General features: G+C 66.3%; 10 protein-coding genes. 3 read left to right on the top strand and 7 right to left on the bottom strand.

The window, feature by feature from the left end:
• Window positions 1-25 precede the first annotated feature (25 nt).
• Window positions 26-571, top strand: a complete 546-nt coding sequence (gene hslV, locus H6955_15970; protein MCP5315056.1) for an ATP-dependent protease subunit HslV — start codon at window positions 26-28, stop codon at window positions 569-571.
• The gene (gene hslU / locus H6955_15965) at window positions 564-1,904 is read left to right on the top strand and encodes an ATP-dependent protease ATPase subunit HslU (GenBank protein ID MCP5315055.1); all 1,341 of its coding nucleotides are present in this window, start codon (window positions 564-566) and stop codon (window positions 1,902-1,904) included. Before hslV ends, hslU begins: the two co-directional genes overlap by 8 nt.
• Before the next feature lie 39 nt (window positions 1,905-1,943).
• On the opposite strand, the gene H6955_15960 is transcribed toward hslU, so the two are convergent.
• The 5 genes from H6955_15960 to H6955_15940 form a co-directional block, all read right to left on the bottom strand.
• Window positions 1,944-3,287, bottom strand: coding sequence for a TolC family outer membrane protein (locus H6955_15960; GenBank protein ID MCP5315054.1), 1,344 nt, complete (start codon window positions 3,285-3,287; stop codon window positions 1,944-1,946).
• Window positions 3,288-3,425: 138 nt separating this feature from the next.
• The gene (locus H6955_15955; protein MCP5315053.1) at window positions 3,426-9,848 is read right to left on the bottom strand and encodes a retention module-containing protein; all 6,423 of its coding nucleotides are present in this window, start codon (window positions 9,846-9,848) and stop codon (window positions 3,426-3,428) included.
• A 103-nt stretch (window positions 9,849-9,951) separates the two neighbouring features.
• Window positions 9,952-10,587, bottom strand: coding sequence for a response regulator transcription factor (locus H6955_15950; protein ID MCP5315052.1), 636 nt, complete (start codon window positions 10,585-10,587; stop codon window positions 9,952-9,954).
• 2 nt (window positions 10,588-10,589) lie between these two features.
• On the bottom strand, window positions 10,590-11,939 hold the full coding sequence (locus H6955_15945; protein MCP5315051.1) for an HlyD family type I secretion periplasmic adaptor subunit: 1,350 nt from the start codon (window positions 11,937-11,939) through the stop codon (window positions 10,590-10,592).
• A 4-nt stretch (window positions 11,940-11,943) separates the two neighbouring features.
• Entirely contained in the window at window positions 11,944-14,115 is a 2,172-nt protein-coding gene (locus H6955_15940) for a type I secretion system permease/ATPase (protein ID MCP5315050.1), read from the bottom strand.
• A gap of 95 nt (window positions 14,116-14,210) precedes the next feature.
• Here H6955_15940 and H6955_15935 point away from each other — a divergent pair, with 95 nt between their 5' ends.
• The gene (locus H6955_15935; protein MCP5315049.1) at window positions 14,211-14,513 is read left to right on the top strand and encodes a hypothetical protein; all 303 of its coding nucleotides are present in this window, start codon (window positions 14,211-14,213) and stop codon (window positions 14,511-14,513) included.
• Window positions 14,514-14,540: 27 nt separating this feature from the next.
• Here the strand turns inward: H6955_15935 and H6955_15930 are convergent, their stop codons facing one another.
• Entirely contained in the window at window positions 14,541-15,068 is a 528-nt protein-coding gene (locus tag H6955_15930; protein ID MCP5315048.1) for a ferritin family protein, read from the bottom strand.
• Complete coding sequence (locus H6955_15925; GenBank protein ID MCP5315047.1) at window positions 15,065-15,901, bottom strand: 2-oxoacid:ferredoxin oxidoreductase subunit beta; 837 nt, start codon at window positions 15,899-15,901, stop codon at window positions 15,065-15,067. The genes H6955_15930 and H6955_15925 overlap by 4 nt, the downstream gene beginning before the upstream one ends.

Here is a 15,901-nt window from a genome sequence, read left to right as displayed (position 1 = left end):
TTAGTCCAAATCAGCAGGATCCACTGTGCAGGAACTCCACGGGACAACCATTCTCTCGGTACGCCGTGCCGGTAAGGTCGTCGTCGGCGGCGATGGCCAGGTATCGATGGGCAACACCGTCATGAAAGGCAACGCGCGCAAGGTGCGTCGTCTGTACAAGGGCCAGGTGCTGGCCGGCTTCGCCGGCGCGACCGCCGACGCATTCACGCTGTTCGAGCGCTTCGAGGGCAAGCTTGAGAAGCACTCCGGCAATCTGACCCGGGCTGCGGTCGAGCTGGCCAAGGACTGGCGAACCGACCGCATGCTGCGGCGCCTCGAGGCATTGCTGGTGGTCGCCGACAGGGAGGCCTCTTTGATACTCACCGGTACCGGAGACGTGGTCGAGCCCGAAGACAGCCTGATGGCAATCGGCTCGGGTGGCGCTTTTGCGCAGGCGGCAGCGCGTGCGATGCTCGACACGACCGAGCTGCCGGCACGCGATATCGTCGAACGGGGCCTGAACATCGCTGCGGACATCTGCGTGTTCACCAACCACAACCTCGTCATCGAAGAGCTGGATTGCGATGCCTGAACTGACCCCCGAAGAGATCGTTCGCGAACTCGACAAACATATCATCGGCCAGCAGGCCGCCAAACGTTCGGTGGCGATCGCGTTGCGCAACCGTTGGCGGCGAACCCAGGTCGGCGACGAGCTGCGCAACGAGATCACGCCCAAGAATATCCTGATGATCGGGCCGACCGGCGTCGGCAAGACCGAGATCGCGCGCCGTCTTGCCAAGCTCGCCAATGCCCCGTTCATCAAGGTGGAGGCGACCAAGTTCACCGAGGTCGGCTATGTGGGTCGCGAGGTGGATTCGATCATCCGAGATCTCGCCGACGCCGCCGTCAAGATGGTGCGTGTGCAGGAACTCGACAAGGTCCAGGACGTGGCCGCCGCGGCTGCCGAAGAACGCGTGCTCGATGCCCTGTTGCCGCCTGCACGTACCACCAGCTGGGAAGAGGAGGCCGTACCGGTACGCAGCGACGGCAGTGGAACGCGCGAAAAGTTTCGCAACAAGCTGCGCAGCGGTGAACTCGACGAGAAGGAGATCGAGATCGAGACCAGCGGCGTGAGTCTGGGTGTCGAGATCATGGCGCCACCCGGCATGGAGGAGATGACCAGCCAGCTGCAGGGGCTGTTCCAGAACCTCGGCGGCCAGCGCACGCGCAAGCGCAAACTGCGCATCAGGGACGCGCTGGTCCAGATCCGCGACGAAGAGGCCGCCAAACGGGTCAATGAGGAAGACCTCAAGCTGCGTGCACTGGAGATGGTCGAACAGCACGGCATCGTGTTCCTCGATGAACTCGACAAGGTGACCAGTCGCAGTGAACAGCACGGCGCGGACGTGTCGCGCGAGGGCGTGCAGCGCGATCTCCTGCCACTGGTCGAAGGCTGCACGGTGTCCACCAAGCACGGCATGGTCAAGACCGATCACATCCTGTTCATAGCCTCCGGCGCCTTCCACCTGAGCAAACCTTCTGATCTGATTCCTGAGCTGCAGGGGCGCCTGCCTATCCGGGTGGAACTGTCGGCATTGGCGAGCGACGACTTCGTGCGCATCCTCACCGAACCGGACGCTTCGCTGACCGAGCAATATCAGGCTTTGATACGCACAGAGGGTGTCGAGCTGGCGTTCACCGACGATGGCATCCGGCGCATTGCCGAGATCGCCTGGCAGGTCAACGAGAAGACTGAGAATATCGGTGCGCGTCGCTTGCACACCGTGATGGAGCGCCTGCTCGAGGAGGTCTCGTTCATGGCCCCCAGCTATGCGGGACGCACGATCACGGTCGACGCCGACTACGTAAACCGCAACCTCGGCGAACTCGCCGAGGACGAAGACCTGACCCGCTACATCCTGTGAGGCATATCCCGGCGCCGCCAGCGCCGGCATGTGGCACTGTTACTGCTCGGCCGCCAGCGCGGCACCTACGCCCAGGTGATCGATCAGGGTGCCCGTCGCCTCGAGCAGCCGAAACTGCGCAAGCTGATGGTCGGCACGCGCGTCGACCAACGATTGCCGCGCCTGTGAGACCTCGTTTTCCGAGTTCAGCAGATCGAGCAAGGTACGCTCGCCGATATTGAACTGCTTCGCATAGGCATCGCGCGTGCTACCTGCGGACGCGATCTGCTGCTCGAGCAGCGGCAGCTGCGCCGCAGTGGCCTGGTAGGCGGCCCAAGCGAGGCGGACACTCTCCTCCAGCTGGCGCAATGACCGATCACGCACATCCTGGGCCTCGTTCACGTTGTACGCCGTGACCCGCTTGCGCGCCGCGTCGATCCCGCCGCGGTACAGGTTGTAGCGCATCCGGATCATCGCCGATGCATCGTTTGCATAGCCTTCGGTGCCGTCGATGTCATCGTTGACGTTGCCGGCGATCTCGAAATCGAGGCGCGGGTAGTCGAATTGCTTGGCGGCATCGTGTTGAGCCCGTGCGGCATCGATGTCGGCCGCGGCCACGACCAGCAACGGATTGTTGTCCCGGGCGGCCTGCAGCGCAGCCTCCAGCGAGTCGGGAACCGCCCCGGCAGCCATCCCGACCTGGGCGTAGTCGCCGGACGGCAGAGTGCCTACCACGCGTTGGAAGGTGGTCTTGGCGTCCAGGACATTTACGTCCGCGGCGACCAGATTGGCCTCGGCCAACGCGACCCGGGACCTGACCTGGTCATGGTCCGCACGACGCCCGACACCGGCGTCGCTGCGCAGCCGGATCTGGTCTTCGATGCGCTTGTGGATCACCAGGCTGTCCGCCGAGATTTCGCGTAGCGCCGTGCTGCGCTGAAGGTCGATGTAGGCCTGCGACGCCGACATGGCGGTGCTCTCCCCGACCGCAAGCAGCCGGGCGGCGGCCGACGCGGTGCGCGCCTTCTGTCGCGAGACCTCGTGCTGCGTTCCCCAGCCGTCGAACAACATCTGGCGAATCGACAGCCCGAGTTCTTTGCGGTTGAGTTCGTTCGAACCACCCACCACGGCGCGCGTTGACGGGCTGTCGGTGTATTCGTATCCAAAACCGGCATTGACGTCGACTGTCGGGTAGTACCCCCCCTCCGCCTGCCTCACCTCCTCGCGGCGGGCCAGCCAACGGTTACGCGCCTCGGTGACATCCGGGTTCGTCGTCAGCGCGGTACGCACCACTTCGCTGACGTCCTGTTGTGCGGACACCGCCGCCCCGCTGACCCCCAGGGCGACGCACATCGCCGCGCATCCCGACAGGACGCGTCGCGGCATGACTGTCGATACTCTCATCGTCTTCATTCAAAGCGGGACACACGGCATATCGCCGTCTGCCTGCCTCCTCCCCTTTGTTGTTAGCGAACCGCGCCGATGATCGCATAATCTTAGTCGTTACATAGAGAATCCTCTGTGATTCCGGCCACACCGGGCTCAACCGATGATCAGGTTGTTCCCCGCGAGCAGTGCATCAACGATCTCCTGGTCACTGCCGCCCAGTGCGGTGAGATCGACACTCTGCAGCAGAATGGTCTGATCCTCTGCCGCGGCGTCGTAACCACCGGCGAAGCCACCAGCGCTGCTGACATGCACCAGGGTTCCGCCCGGGCTCGACTCGAAATGCAGGTAATCGGTCAGGTTGCCGCTGTCTTCGCCGGACAACAGGCTACTGAGATCGAGTGCGTCACGTTCCGCGATACTGAAGTCGGTGATGGTGTCGCTGGCGGGATCCCCGGGTGTGCCCTCGTCGCCACTGTTCCATTTGAACAGGTCCGCCTCCGCCCCACCGCTGAGCAGGTCATCGCCCGGGCCGCCCACCAGGATATCGAGATAGTCGCCGCCCTCGAGTACATCGGTCCCCGCACCGCCGACCAATTCGGACCCTTCGACCACCAGGAACTGGCCGGGCGTGGATGGATCCTCGATGATCGTCTGGTTCGCATCCAGTGCCACGTCGAACGTCGGCTGGAACAGACCAAAGCGGCCCTGGCCCAGGAACTCGAACGCGCTGTCGGGCTCATCGGCCGCCTTGACCTCGATCTCGAGCACCGCCTCGAATGCCTGGTCCCAATACAGGATCTCGACCTCCTGCAGTCCGGGCTCGACGGCGACATCGTTGAACGTGTCGGTGGTTGGCGAGTGGTTGGTCGGATTGCCGAACACGGTGTCACCGATGCGTACCTGGAAGCCGTCGTCGGAACGTACACGGAAATCCAGGCTGGTCGCATCGATCATCATGAACCCGATGATGCGCACGATGGCGTCGGTCGAGTCGCGTGGATCGCGTGACAGGCTGGCGGCATCGTGCGCAAGAAAGCTCTGCAGCGTCCGCCCGGTGCCGAGGTGATTGTTCACCAGGCCATAATCGACGTAGGAGGTCCGGAAGGTCGCGTCTGCACGACCTTCGTCGATCGTCCCGACGACCGGGCCGCTGCGTCCGTCGATGATGGTCACGATGTCGCTCAGCGAATTGAGGTTGCCGACACTCTGATCGTCCGGATGCCGCAGATAGCTCGACAGCGGTTCACGGTCGTTGTAACCGTAGTACTCGCCGCGCATCCCGTACTCGGCCGGATCGATCACCTGCGCGACACTGTACCCTTCGATGTCGGTCGCCGTGATGTCGTTTCCGAGCACATCGGTCACGGTGACGCCGGCCTCGATTACATTGTCCGCGTCGGCCGCGAGTTCCGCACCGGGCACCGCGATACTGAAGGTACCGCCGCTGACGGGCCCTTGGTAGGTGCCGCCGTTGACGGTCAGCGTGACGATGTCACCGTCGGCGACGTCTCCACCGACGGTGCCGGTCACGAGGACATCGCCTATCTGCTCGTCGGGCGAGATCAGGTCATCCGGTGTGATATTCGGATCGATGGTGATGCTTGCGGTCACCAGATTGAGGATCGCGCTGTCGCTTCCCGGCGCCGAGGTGTTGCCGGCCGCATCGGTCAGGGTCGCGGTCACGTCGATGGTGTTGCCGTTGCCGGGATTCGCGAAACTCGCACTCACGCTGCCCGCGACGATATCCCCAGGGGTCAAAGTGATCTCGGTCACGGTGACCCCGTCACTGACCCGGATCACATCGCCGGCCACTGCGCCGAGCGGCAGCCCGACCTGGACGTCGATGTCGCCACTGAGTTCGGCGGCCGTGATGACGCCGTCGTTGTCCGCGTCCTCGACGATGGTGACGGTCGGCGCCGGAGGCGCCGTAGTGTCCACCGTCTGGAACGGCTCACTCGCCTGCGGTGCCGGGTTGCCGGCCGCGTCGCTGACATCGGCGAGCACCGTGTAGGGCGCACCGTCGGGCAGGCCCGACAGGTCGACGCCCGGGATGCTCCAGCTGCCATCGGCCTGGACGGTCGCGCTGCCGCTGAACACCGTCGCACCGGTGCCATCCTCGATCACGACACTCACCGTCTGGCCCGGCTCGACACCGGTCGTGCTGCCGCTGAGCGTGACGCTGTCGTCCTCGCTGTCGTCGACCTGGTTGTCGCCGGTCACCGGATCGATGTCGATCGTCGGACCCGTGGTGTCGAGGGTCTGGAAGTTTTCGGTTGCCTGCGGTGCCGGGTTGCCGGCCGCGTCGCTGACGTCGGCGAGCACCGTGTACGGGGCGCCGTCGGGCAGGCCCGACAGGTCGACGCCCGGGATGCTCCAGCTGCCATCGGCCTGGACGGTCGCGCTGCCGCTGAACACCGTCGCACCGGTGCCATCCTCGATCACGACACTCACCGTCTGGCCCGGCTCGACACCGGTCGTGCTGCCGCTGAGCGTGACGCTGTCGTCCTCGCTGTCGTCGACCTGGTTGTCGCCGGTCACCGGATCGATGTCGATCGTCGGACCCGTGGTGTCGAGGGTCTGGAAGTTTTCGGTTGCCTGCGGTGCCGGGTTGCCGGCCGCGTCGCTGACGTCGGCGAGCACCGTGTACGGGGCGCCGTCGGGCAGGCCCGACAGGTCGACGCCCGGGATGCTCCAGCTGCCATCGGCCTGGACGGTCGCGCTGCCGCTGAACACCGTCGCACCGGTGCCATCCTCGATCACGACACTCACCGTCTGGCCCGGCTCGACACCGGTCGTGCTGCCGCTGAGCGTGACGCTGTCGTCCTCGCTGTCGTCGACCTGGTTGTCGCCGGTCACCGGATCGATGTCGATCGTCGGACCCGTGGTGTCGAGGGTCTGGAAGTTTTCGGTTGCCTGCGGTGCCGGGTTGCCGGCCGCGTCGCTGACGTCGGCGAGCACCGTGTACGGGGCGCCGTCGGGCAGGCCCGACAGGTCGACGCCCGGGATGCTCCAGCTGCCATCGGCCTGGACGGTCGCGCTGCCGCTGAACACCGTCGCACCGGTGCCATCCTCGATCACCACGCTGACGGTCTGGCCCGGCTCGACACCGGTCGTGCTGCCGCTGAGCGTGACACTGTCGTCCTCGCTGTCGTCGACCTGGTTGTCGCCGGTCACCGGATCGATGTCGATCGTCGGACCCGTGGTGTCGAGGGTCTGGAAGTTTTCGGTTGCCTGCGGTGCCGGGTTGCCGGCCGCGTCGCTGACGTCAGCGAGCACCGTGTAGGGGGCGCCGTCGGGCAGGCCCGACAGGTCGACACCCGGGATGCTCCAGCTGCCATCGGCCTGGACGGTCGCGCTGCCGCTGAACACCGTCGCACCGGTGCCGTCCTCGATCACCACGCTGACGGTCTGGCCCGGCTCGACACCGGTCGTGCTGCCGCTGAGCGTGACACTGTCGTCCTCGCTGTCGTCGACCTGGTTGTCGCCGGTCACCGGATCGATGTCGATCGTCGGACCCGTGGTGTCGAGGGTCTGGAAGTTTTCGGTTGCCTGCGGTGCCGGGTTGCCGGCCGCGTCGCTGACGTCAGCGAGCACCGTGTAGGGCGCACCGTCGGGCAGGCCCGACAGGTCGACACCCGGGATGCTCCAGCTGCCATCGGCCTGGACGGTCGCGCTGCCGCTGAACACCGTCGCACCGGTGCCGTCCTCGATCACCACGCTCACCGTCTGGCCCGGCTCGACACCGGTCGTGCTGCCGCTGAGCGTGACACTGTCGTCTTCGCTGTCGTCGACCTGGTTGTCACCGGTCACCGGATCGATGTCGATCGTCGGACCCGTGGTGTCGAGGGTCTGGAAGGGCTCACTCGCCTGCGGCGCCGGGTTGCCGGCCGCGTCGCTGACGTCGGCGAGCACCGTGTAGGGGGCGCCGTCGGGCAGACCCGACAGGTCGACACCCGGGATGCTCCAGCTGCCATCGGCCTGGACGGTCGCGCTGCCGCTGAACACCGTCGCGCCGGTGCCGTCCTCGATCACCACGCTCACCGTCTGGCCCGGCTCGACACCGGTCGTGCTGCCGCTGAGCGTGACACTGTCGTCCTCGCTGTCGTCGACCTGGTTGTCGCCGGTCACCGGGTCGATGTCGATCGTCGGACCCGTGGTGTCCACTGTCTGGAACGGCTCACTCGCCTGCGGTGCCGGGTTGCCGGCCGCGTCGCTGACGTCAGCGAGCACCGTGTAGGGCGCACCGTCGGGCAGGCCCGACAGGTCGACACCCGGGATGCTCCAGCTGCCATCGGCCTGCACCGTCGCGCTGCCGCTGAACACCGTCGCACCGGTGCCGTCCTCGATCACGACGCTGACGGTCTGGCCCGGTTCGACACCGGTCGTGCTGCCGCTGAGCGTGACACTGTCGTCTTCGCTGTCGTCGACCTGGTTGTCGCCGGTCACCGGGTCGATGTCGATCGTCGGACCCGTGGTGTCCACTGTCTGGAACGGCTCACTCGCCTGCGGTGCCGGGTTGCCGGCCGCGTCGCTGACATCGGCGAGCACCGTGTAGGGCGCACCGTCGGGCAGGCCCGACAGGTCGACACCCGGGATGCTCCAGCTGCCATCGGCCTGGACGGTCGCGCCGCCGCTGAACACCGTCGCACCGGTGCCGTCCTCGATCACGACGCTGACGGTCTGGCCCGGCTCGACACCGGTCGTGCTGCCGCTGAGCGTGACACTGTCGTCTTCGCTGTCGTCGACCTGGTTGTCACCGGTCACCGGGTCGATGTCGATCGTCGGTTCACCGCCGCCACTTTCGACGAAATAGGTCTGACTATCGGTCGCGGTCGCCTCGCCCCCCGGATTGCCGGTGGTCGTGGTGACGCGGGCCTGAATGGTGTGATCGGCATCGGCGAGCAGCTGGGCGCCGGACACGCTGATGTTGAAGGTGCCGCCACTGACCGGCCCCTGGTAGACGCTGCCGTTCACGTTCAGGAACACGATGTCGCCGTCGGCGACGTCGCCACCCACGCGCCCGGTGATCGAGACGTCACCGCCCGCCTCGGCATCGGTCAACAGATTGTCGGCCGTCACCGGGTCGATGACGATGCTCGCGGTCGCCTGAGCGACCGGTGGCGTTGTATCGACACCGTAGCTCTGGCTGTCGCTCGCAGTCGCCTCACCATTCACGCTGCCGGTGGTCGTGGTCACGCGTGCCTGGATCGTGTGATCCGCATCGGCCACCAACTGGCCGCCAGGGACAGTGATGCTGAAAACGCCACCGTTCACCGGCCCGCTGTATTCGACGCCGTTGACCGTGACGATCACCGTGTCGCCGTCGGCGACATCGCCGCCGACGCTGCCGGTGATCGCGACCGGCCCACCGGATTCGGCGAAATTGACCAGGTTGTCCGCGGTCACCGGGTCCAGCGCGATGCTCGCCTCCGGTACATCGGTATCGACCCCGAAGGCCTGGTCGTCGACCGCGGTGGCCTCGCCATTGATGCTGCCGGTGCTGGTCGTGACGCTGGCCTCCACGGTCTGGTCCGGGTCGGCGGCCAATTCGCTGCCGGGCACGTCGACGCTGAAACGCCCATCGCTGACCACGCCGGTGTAGGCGCCACCATTCACGATCACCGTCACCGTGTCACCGTCGACGACATCGCCGCCGACGCTGCCGGTGAGCGTCACGACGGTGCCGGACTCCGCAGCGCTGATCACGTTGTCTGCGGTCACGGGATCGAGGCTGATGCTCGCGTCCGGAACGAAGGTGTCGCTGCTGTAGGCCTGATCGTCGACAGCAGTCGCCTCACCGGCCGGGCTGCCGGTACTGGTGGTAACGCTGGCCTCTATCGTCTGGTCGGGATCGGCGACCAGTTCGCCGCCCGGTACCGCAATGCTGAACTGACCGCCGCTGACCGGCCCGCTGTATTCGACGCCGTTGATGATGAGCGTGACGATGTCGCCGTCCGCCACATCGCCACCGACCGTGCCGGTGATCGCGACCAGGCCGCCGGACTCCGCGGCATTGACGATGTTGTCCGCAGTGACCGGGTCCAGCACGATGCTCGCGGTCGGCTGCTCAGCCGTCAGGCCGAAGTCGATCGGTTCACCGAACAGTGAGTCGACGGCCTGTCCCGGGGCCGTTGTCTCGTACCCGGCCTCGACCGCGCCTACCCGCCCGGTACGCTCCACCGTGACACCCTCGCCGAGTGACTCGCTGCCGGTCGTGGTCTCACCGGCTGCCGGCGGTTCGGTGACCGCGGTCGGATCCGCGCCTTCGGCGATCGCCCGCTGGATCTCGGCCGCCTCGACCACCGCGGCGGCACGCAGGACCTCGATATCACCGCCGTAAACCGACTCGTCGAGCAGCCCTTCGGCGTCGCGCCCGAGGTCGAATCGCGTACCGTCGTTCAAGGTGATCACCACGGTGCTCACACCGATCGTCTTGATCAGGTCATCGGCAAATACCGGGTCGCCCGCCGCGAGCGTACGCTCGCCGCCGGCACCGATGGCGACCACCTTGCCGGTGATCGATTTGACCTCCCCGATCACATTCGGGGACTGGGTTGTTGCATTTTGTTCGGCCATGGTGAGCTCCGACGTTGGACGGGGGTACGCTGCCCAGTGTCACCGACCCGGTCGAGCGGTGAAATTGAACCTTGGTACCAGAAAGGCGAACGAGAGGACTGAATCAGCCGGTGAGCTGGCGGTGGGCCGACCCGCGGCCGGACGAAACAGCGAGTGCCAGTTGCACCCGGTTGCGGATCCCGGTCTTGCGGAAAATGCTGTTCAGATGGGCCTTCACGGTACGTTCGGAGATACCGCTGTCGGCCGCGATGACCTTGTTGCTGAGCCCCGCCGCGACCTGCACGGCGATCGCGCGCTCACGTTCGGTGAGCAGTGCGAACAGCTCTTCCGCCGCCACGTCCACGCTGGGAGGGGGACGACGCAGTGCCGCCTGCAGCAGATGATCGGTCACCTCGCGACCCGCCCAGATCTCGTCGTTGTCGACACTGGTCAGCAGCGTGCCGACCACGGCATCGGCTGCGAGCCGGTTGCAGTAACCGCGCGCCCCGCTGCGTAGCAGTTGCAGCCCTTCACCGGCGTCCGGCCGGGCGGTCATCGCGACGCACGCGAGCGCTGGCGATGCCGCCATGAGGTCGAGCAGGGCCTGATGCGGCGCGCCGCCGCGAGGACCGAGATCGAACAGACAGACACCGGCCTCTGCCGGCGCGTGCCGCACCACCCGATGTCCGGCGGTGCGCGCCACTGTGTCCCAGCGCTCGAGCAGATGCGGGTCGCTGCCGATCAGCAATACCGTCGACATGCCTAGGGCTCCCGCAGCGCGTTCTCGCGCGCACGCAACACGGGTTTCAACAAATACGACAGCACGCTTTTCTCTCCGACCAGGATGTCGACCTCGGCCGTCATGCCCGGCATGATCGAATAACTCTTGCCGTCCTTGAGCAGTGACGGTTCCCGGGTGCGCACCCGCACCAGGTAGTACGCGGTGCCGTCTTCTTCCAGAAAGGTATCGGCACTGATGTGTTCGACCTGAGCATCCAGGCCGCCGTAGATCGCGAAGTCGTACGCCGTCAACTTGACCTTCGCCGGCAGTCCCGGGCGCAGGAACGCAATGTCGCGCGGCTTGACTTTGGCCTCGACCAGCAGGTTGTCGCCAACCGGGACGATCTCGACAAGATCCATGCCGGGCTGAACGACCCCGCCAAGGGTCCGTACCATCAGCGATTTCACGACACCGCGAATCGGCGAACGAACCTGGGTGCGGCGCACCCGGTCCTCCAGCGCGACGTTGCCGGCGTTCAGCGCGGCGAGTTCGCCCGACACCTCGTTGAGCTCGGCACGTGCGTCTTTGCGAAACGCGACATCCAGTTCGCCGCGGCGCTGCTCGGCCTCGGACAGCTCGGCGTCGGCACGCGGAATGCCGAGACGGACCTCGTCGAGCTCGCCGCGCAGGTCGCTGACCTGGCGCTGCAGTCGCAACACCTCGACCTCGGATACCGCACCCTGTTCGCGCAACGGACGGGTCACACGCAGTTCCTTGTCCGCCAGTTCCAGGCTGCGCGCGAGCCGCGCGCTGCGCGCCTTGAGTTCGGCCACCGCCTGGGTCTTCTGCACGACCTGCTGATCGAGGATACGGCGGTTGGCCTCGAGGTTGGCGTACCGCTCGGCGAACAGCTTGCGTTCCTGGTCTTCGACCTCCGGCAGGGCTTCGCGGATCTCGTCGGCCAGCGCAGGCATCGCAGCTTGTCCTTCGGCCTCGGCCCGCAGGCGCGCCTGCTTGGCCTGCAGGCTTAACAGGCGCGCGCGGCTCTCCTGCAACGAGGAATCGAAGCGGGTGTCGTCGATCACGAGCAACACCTGGCCGGGCCTGACCAGGTCGCCCTCGGACACATCGATCTGTTTGACGATGCCCCCTTCGAGGTTCTGGACCACCTGGACCTGCGAAGACGGGATCACCTTGCCGTCGCCGCGCACGACCTCGTCTAGGACCGCGAAATAGGCCCAGACGACGAATGCCAGGAGGCACAGCAGCAGCACCCAGACCAGCCACTGCTCACCGCGCACCGAGCGTGCGCGGATCGCCGCGGCCGCATCGACGACGAAACCCTCGGCGGCGGGACCTCGCCCGATGCTGTGTGATTCATTCACTGTCATGCCTTCACCGCGTCTGCTTGATGCGTCCGGCGCGCAGGGCCTCCAGCACCTGTTCCTTGGGTCCATCGGCGACCACGCTGCCGCCGTCGATCACGATGACGCGGTCGACCAGCTCGAGCAGCGCCGCGCGGTGCGTTATCAACACCAGCGTCTTGCCACCGACCACACCGCCGAGTTCGCGCTTGATCAGCTCTTCGCTGCTGTTGTCCATCGAGCCGGTTGGCTCGTCGAGCAGCAGCACCGGTGCATCCTGAATCAACGCACGTGCCAGCGCGACCGCCTGGCGCTGCCCGCCGGACAGCTGGCCGCCGTGCTCGCCGACCGGCATGTCGAAACCCAGCGGGTGACGATTGACGAAATCCGCGACCCCGGTCATCTGCGCGGCGCGCACGATGCGCTCGTCGTCGGCATGGGCCACTCCCATCGTCAGGTTGTCGCGGATGCTGCCGAAGAGCAGCTGGCTGTCCTGCGAGACATAGGCGATGTTGTGACGGAGGTCGCCGGGGTCCAACTGGCGCATGTCGACGCCATCGATCCTCACCGCCCCCTCCTGCGCCTGGTACAGGCCGGCGATCAGGCGATTGATCGTGGTCTTGCCCGAACCGATCCGACCGATCACGGCGACGCGCTCGCCAGCGGCGATGCGCAGGCTGACGTCGCTGAGCGCGGGCTGTTCGGCGCCAGGGTAACGAAAGGTCACGCGGTCGAACTCGACGCTTCCGCCGACCACCGGCCGGGTCACGAACACCTTGCCGGGCGGGCGCTCGACCGGCAGTTGCATGATCTTGTCGAGCACCTCGAGCGCAGTGCTCGCATGGAAGAAGCGGGTCAGTAACGCGGCGATCTGCGCCAACGGCATGACCGCGCGACCGCTGAGGATCACCGCGGCGATCAGGCCCCCGAGCGACAACGCACCGTCGGCGATCAGGTACACGCCGAATACCACGACCGCGACCGACACCAGCTGTTGCAGATAGGTCGCCAGATTGGTCGCCGACACCGCCCATTGGCGTGCCTCCACCCCCCAGCGCGCCGCCTCGGCGACGGTACTCTCCAGCTGCCGTTGCAGGCGCCCCTCGACGCCCAACGCCTTGACCGTTTCGGCCTCGACCAACGCCTCGACCAGGGTCGCGTTCTTCTGCGCCGCGGCGCGCATGCCCTGTTCCGCGGCACGCCGCAGGCGCGGCTGGACGAACAGGCCGTACAACACGAGCAGCGGAATGGCCGCCAGCGGCACCCACACCAGTGGACCGGCCACCCACCATACGACCAGCAGGAAAAGCAGTGAGAACGGCACATCGACGAATGCCGCCAGGGTGAGCGAGGTGAAAAAATCGCGAATGCCGTCGAACTCGCGAAGATTGTTCGCAAATGCGCCCGCGGAGGCCGGACGCGCGTCCAGCCGCAGGCCCAGCACGCGTTCAAACAGTCGCGACGAGATCTCGATGTCGGCCTTGCTGCCGGCGACATCGATAAAGCGGCCGCGCAGGCTGCGCAGGATGAAATCAAAGGTGTACACCACGCCGACCCCGATCGCGAGCACCCAGAGCGTCTCGAGCGCCGCGTTCGGCACCACGCGGTCGTACACGTTCATCACGAACAGTGGGCTGGCCAGCGCGAACACGTTGATCAGGGCACTCGCCAGGATGACATCGCGGTAGATCCGCCACGAGAGGCGCACGGCCCCCCAGAACCAGTGTCCGGCATGTTCCCGTCCGCCGGCCGGGGTGCGCGCATCGTAGCGATGCTGCGGACTGGCAAGGATCGCATAACCGGTGTACGCAGCAGCGAGTTCCTCCGCCGACTGATGCACCTCGGCGTCCGGGTTGTCCGGCAGCAGCAGGCGCGCCGGGCCGTCGCCAGGCAGCTCCAGCAATACGCAGGCACGGTCGCCGTGCAACAGCAGCACCGCCGGCAGCACCAGCGCATCGAGGTCGCCCAGGCTGCGCCTTACCAGGCGTGCTCGCAGACCGATACGGCGTGCCGCGCGGTCGAACTGCGACGGCAGCAGACGCCCGTCCTGCAATGGCAGCCCGGCGGTGACCGCATACTCGGAGGCGGGGAGTCCGTGCCGACGGGCGAGCAACAGCAGACAGCCGACCAGGGGATCGGGTCGGTCTGTGGCATCATCCAGCTCGAGCCTGTGCGCGGTCTCGCTCAACGACGGTTCTCCCATGTGTACACGATCGGTTTTTTTTCGTCACAACATAAAGTTATCGACCCTGGAGCCGTAATCCTGAACGAACCCTGGCCCGTCCGCACCCCATGAGCATGCAAAAGGTCTACGTTGCCCGCGACCCGGATGGAAACATCGTCGGCCTGTCTGCCAGCGCCGGCCCCGACAGCGTCGGCACACCGATCGACGACCCGGAGGTGCAGACATTCCTGCGCAGCCTGGATACCGATCTGGTCAGGGTGCTCGAGGACGTGGTCGACCTGCTGGTCGCGCGCGGCGTCTTCCGGTTCACCGACCTGCCGCCGTCGGCCCAGGAAAAACTGATGTTTCGCAAGAACCTGCGATCACAGTGGCAGGCCGTTCCCGACCCGCTGGGCGGCGACGACGGACTGATCTGACGCCACCGCGAAGGCAGACCGGGGACGCTACTCGGGCATGTTCGGCGGGTCGAGATCCGGCGGACGTGATTCGGCCGCACACGCCTCGCGCTCCACCCATGCCCGCAGCATCGCCACGTGTGTGTCCTCTTCCGCGGCCATCTCCGCGGCCGCCTGCCTGACCGCCGGATCACTCGATCGCTCGGCAACCTGCGCGTAGAAGTCACGGCCGCGAATCTCATTGTGCAACGCGAGTTCGAGCGCCTGGCACTTGGTCATCAGGTAATGAGCATCTTCCATGCAGGGCGCCTCCGGCGCCTCGGGGCAGGACCATTTGAAGTCCCACGGCGAGATGTATGGCAGTTCGAGCCCGGCCGCACGTTCCTGGACCTCGGCGCCGTGCGCGTCGCCGTAACCGGCGAGCTGCTCGAACAACTCGGCGACCTCCAGGTTGTTGTGCACCTGCATGTTTTCGGCCAGTTCACGGTAACGCTCTGCGGACTCGACCTCCAGTTCGAGCGCGTGGGCGAGAAACTCGGCCAGGGATTCGATGCTCTGCGACAACAGGTCTGTCATACAACGAACTCCTCTTCCAGGGTCGCCATGTCGACGTCCGCCTCGTTGCGCGGCTGCCAGACGGGCAACCGTTGCGCGTAGATCAAGCCAACGGACATGCCGTCGTCGCCATGGATGCGGCGTGCGGCTTCGGTGGGCTCGTCGGTCAAGTCATCGGCGAACGGGTGCACCTGCTCTTTCCAGTGTCGCTGCTCCGGGCGGAACGTCTGGCACGGGCTCAAGACATGCAGCAGCGCAAACCCCGGGTGTTGGATGGCCTCCACCAGCAGGCGCGTCAGCTCGGTCGGGTCGCCGGAAAAACCGCGCGCTATCCAGGTCGCGCCGGCGGCCAGGGCCATCGCCGCGGGCTGGAAACGACGCATACCGGTGCCGTGTGGCGTCATCTTGCTATGCACCCAGTCCGGCGCGGTGGTCGGCGAGGCCTGGCCCTTGGTCATCCCGTAGACCTCGTTGTCCATGACGATGTAGGTCATGTCCATATTACGCCGACAGGCGTGCAGGAAGTGGTTGCCGCCGATCGAGAAACCGTCACCGTCACCGCCGGCGACCAATACCGTGAGATCGGGACGGGCCGCCTTGAGTCCGGCGGCGACCGCGAGCGCTCGACCGTGCACACCATGGAACCCGTAGCTGTCGATATAGGCGGGCAGACGCGACGAGCAGCCGATGCCGGAGATCAGGGCCACTTGTTCCTTGGCCAGGCCGAGATGCGCCAGTGCCTTGGTCACCGCGGACAACACGGCGAAGTGCCCGCAGCCAGGGCACCAAATCGGCTTGATCTCGGACTTGTAGTCCTTCGCCTTCAGCGCAAGTGGCGGTGTGCTCGTCGTCAT

The organism is Chromatiaceae bacterium (assembly GCA_024235395.1).
Taxonomy (GTDB): Bacteria; Pseudomonadota; Gammaproteobacteria; order Chromatiales; family Chromatiaceae; genus Thiosocius.
The sequence above is the reverse complement of the archived record's forward strand: the minus strand, read 5'-3'. Positions and strand labels throughout refer to the sequence as shown.

Excerpts from the sequence above, each read along its gene's own strand:
- hslU (MCP5315055.1), top strand. The coding sequence starts at position 564 with ATGCCTGAACTGACCCCCGAAGAGATCGTTCGCGAACTCGACAAACAT.
- H6955_15960 (MCP5315054.1), bottom strand. The coding sequence starts at position 3,287 with ATGAGAGTATCGACAGTCATGCCGCGACGCGTCCTGTCGGGATGCGCG.
- H6955_15955 (MCP5315053.1), bottom strand. The coding sequence starts at position 9,848 with ATGGCCGAACAAAATGCAACAACCCAGTCCCCGAATGTGATCGGGGAG.
- H6955_15950 (MCP5315052.1), bottom strand. The coding sequence starts at position 10,587 with ATGTCGACGGTATTGCTGATCGGCAGCGACCCGCATCTGCTCGAGCGC.
- H6955_15945 (MCP5315051.1), bottom strand. The coding sequence starts at position 11,939 with ATGACAGTGAATGAATCACACAGCATCGGGCGAGGTCCCGCCGCCGAG.
- H6955_15940 (MCP5315050.1), bottom strand. The coding sequence starts at position 14,115 with ATGGGAGAACCGTCGTTGAGCGAGACCGCGCACAGGCTCGAGCTGGAT.
- H6955_15935 (MCP5315049.1), top strand. The coding sequence starts at position 14,211 with ATGCAAAAGGTCTACGTTGCCCGCGACCCGGATGGAAACATCGTCGGC.
- H6955_15930 (MCP5315048.1), bottom strand. The coding sequence starts at position 15,068 with ATGACAGACCTGTTGTCGCAGAGCATCGAATCCCTGGCCGAGTTTCTC.
- H6955_15925 (MCP5315047.1), bottom strand. The coding sequence starts at position 15,901 with ATGACGACGAGCACACCGCCACTTGCGCTGAAGGCGAAGGACTACAAG.